This window comes from Sulfuriflexus sp. (assembly GCF_032250955.1).
In the GTDB taxonomy this organism is placed as follows: Bacteria; Pseudomonadota; Gammaproteobacteria; order AKS1; family AKS1; genus Sulfuriflexus.
In genome coordinates, this window is sequence record NZ_JAVVES010000126.1 from 1 (window position 1) to 2,914 (window position 2,914).

Annotated in this window: 2 protein-coding genes and 1 pseudogene; all 3 read left to right on the forward strand. The window is 49.6% G+C overall.

What is annotated here, in order from left to right; all coding sequences use genetic code 11:
• Positions 1-72: 72 nt before the first annotated feature.
• Positions 73-753, forward strand: a pseudogene (gene pgi, locus RQ738_RS13460) (glucose-6-phosphate isomerase); the annotation flags it as partial.
• Between the two features lie 117 nt (positions 754-870).
• Positions 871-1,968 carry a dTDP-glucose 4,6-dehydratase gene (gene rfbB / locus RQ738_RS13465; RefSeq protein WP_314165826.1) on the forward strand — a complete coding sequence of 366 codons (1,098 nt, stop codon included), beginning with the start codon at positions 871-873 and terminating at the stop codon, positions 1,966-1,968.
• The gene (gene rfbA, locus RQ738_RS13470) at positions 1,965-2,828 is read left to right on the forward strand and encodes a glucose-1-phosphate thymidylyltransferase RfbA (protein ID WP_314165827.1); all 864 of its coding nucleotides are present in this window, start codon (positions 1,965-1,967) and stop codon (positions 2,826-2,828) included. The genes rfbB and rfbA overlap by 4 nt, the downstream gene beginning before the upstream one ends.
• Positions 2,829-2,914: the final 86 nt, after the last annotated feature.

The following is a 2,914-nucleotide window of genomic DNA, read 5'->3' on the forward strand; positions in this document are numbered from 1 at the left end:
TGAAATCGCCTTATATCACGCGCTTGGAGCGCTACCTGCCCCGAAAACTACCCATGAATTTTTCTGACGAGGCTTAATTTCTTTGGTGCCGAAACCTATACCGTGCTCCCTTATGACCAGCACCTGCACCGTTTCCCTGCCTACCTGCAACAGGTCGATATGGAAAGCAACGGCAAGACGATTGACCGTGACGGTGAGCCGGTTGACTACGCTACCGGCCCGGTCCTGTGGGGAGAGTTGGGGATCACCGGCCAGCATGCCTTTTATCAATTGCTGCACCAGGGAACCCACCTGGTGCCAGCCGATTTTATTGTTCCGTACAAGAGCCTGAATCCCCTCGGTGAGCATCACGATATCCTGCTGGCTAATTTCTTTGCCCAGACCGAGGCCCTGATGAAAGGCAAGACACAAGCAGAAGCACGTACCGAAATGGAGCAAGAAGGCCTGGCACCTGAAGAGGTGGAACGCCTGCTGCCATACAAGGTCTTTGCCGGTAACAAGCCGACCAATACGATTCTGTTCGAGTCTCTGACACCGAAGATTTTGGGCTCACTGATTGCCATGTATGAACACAAGATTTTTGTTCAGGGCGTCATCTGGAATATTAATTCTTTTGACCAGTGGGGCGTGGAGCTGGGCAAGCAATTGACAGCAAAGGTCTTTACGGAATTGCGACAAGGTGAGGCAGTAAGCGGACATGATGCCTCGACCAATGGCCTCGTAAACTACTTTTTGCGCAATATTAAAAAGTAGCCTGATTGTGTGTTACCTTATTGAATATGCAGAAGAAAAAAAACAATCTGATTCTCTAATAATATTTTGAGGGCTTCGCAGTGCGCAGCCCCGAGTAGTATGGACGATTTAATATAAATGCATGATTACAATTCAACATCGAAGACTTTTTTGATTACTGGTGGGGCCGGCTTTATCGGTTCTGCGGTCATCAGGTACCTTATTCAAGAGACGAACCACGCAATAATCAATGTCGACAAGCTCACCTACGCAGGCAACCTGGAGTCCCTTGTCGAGGTTGCCGATAATGATCGCTATCATTTCGAACAGGCCGATATCTGCGATGCCGAGGCTATCGAGCAGTTATTTGACAAATACAGCCCGGATGCCGTTATGCATCTGGCCGCCGAGTCACACGTAGACCGTTCCATCAGTGGTCCGGCGGATTTCATCCATACCAATATCACCGGCACCTACATCATGCTTGAGGAGGCTCGCCGCCACTGGATGGCGCTGGATGAAAAGGAAAAGACCCGCTTCCGTTTTCACCACATCTCTACCGATGAAGTGTACGGTAGCCTCGGTGCCACGGGACTGTTCACTGAACAAACTGCCTATGACCCGAGCTCGCCTTACTCGGCGAGCAAAGCCTCTTCTGATCACCTGGTGCGTGCCTGGCATAGAACGTATGGCCTGCCCGTGGTACTGACGAACTGCTCAAATAACTACGGCCCTTACCAGTTTCCGGAAAAGCTGATTCCACTGATTATTCTCAATGCCCTTGAAGGGAAACCATTGCCGATTTATGGTGCCGGCGACCAGATCCGTGACTGGTTGTATGTCGATGACCATGCACGGGCCTTATACAAGGTTGTGACAGAGGGCCTGGTGGGGGAAACCTATAACATTGGCGGTAATAACGAGAAGACTAATCTTGAGGTTGTTAACACGCTGTGCGGCATTCTGGATGAACGTGTCCCTGAACACCCCGCAGGCATTAAGCATTATGCAGATCTGATCACGTACGTGGATGACCGTCCTGGACATGATCAACGTTATGCCATTGATGCCAGCAAGATCATGCAAGACCTGGACTGGCAGCCGGATGAAACATTTGAGACCGGGATGCGTAAAACAGTTAACTGGTATCTGGATAATCAGCAATGGTGCCAGCGGGTAATGGATGGCAGTTATCGTCGCGAACGTCTCGGATTGATCCAGGAAACAAACTCATGAAAGGTATAATTTTAGCCGGCGGCTCAGGCACACGTCTTTATCCAGTTACACACGTTGTTTCCAAGCAGCTACTGCCTGTATATGATAAACCGATGATCTATTACCCGCTTACGACCTTAATGCTGGCGGGTATCAATGATATTCTGGTCATTTCCACACCTCATGACATGCCCTTATATAAGGAGTTGCTGGGCGATGGCAGCCAGTTTGGCATCAAGCTGAACTATGTTATTCAGGATAGCCCGGATGGTTTGGCGCAGGCCTTTATTCTTGGTGAAAAGTTTATTGACGGTGATGCCTGCGCTTTGGTGCTCGGCGACAACATCTTTTATGGACACGGTTTCTCAGAACAGTTGAAAAAAGCCGCCAGTAAAACCGATCGCGCCAGCGTCTTTGCCTATCAGGTTAAAGACCCGGAGCGTTACGGTGTGGTCGAGTTTGATAAAAATAATCACGCCATCGGTCTGGAAGAAAAGCCTGCGCAGCCCAAATCCCACTTCGCCGTGACCGGTCTGTACTTCTATGACCATAATGTGGTCGAGATCGCGCATTCCATCAAACCCTCCGCACGAGGTGAGCTGGAAATTACTGACGTCAACAGAATTTACCTGGACAAAGGCTTGCTGGATGTAGAAGTAATGGGCCGTGGCATGGCATGGCTCGATACCGGGACACATGACTCATTGCTTGATGCGGCCCAATTTATCCAGACCATTGAGCACCGACAGGGGCTGAAGATCGCCTGCCCGGAAGAGACCGCCTGGCGGAATGCCTGGATTGATAATCAGCAACTTGAAAAAATGGCCGTACCCTTAAGCAAGAATGGTTATGGTGAATACCTGCTGGGTTTACTGAAATAACTATCAGTCATCACTGCTGTCCCGTTAACATAAGCCTGACAAGCATTAAGCTTCGAGAAAATAAGGTAACCAGGTTGATTGATGCG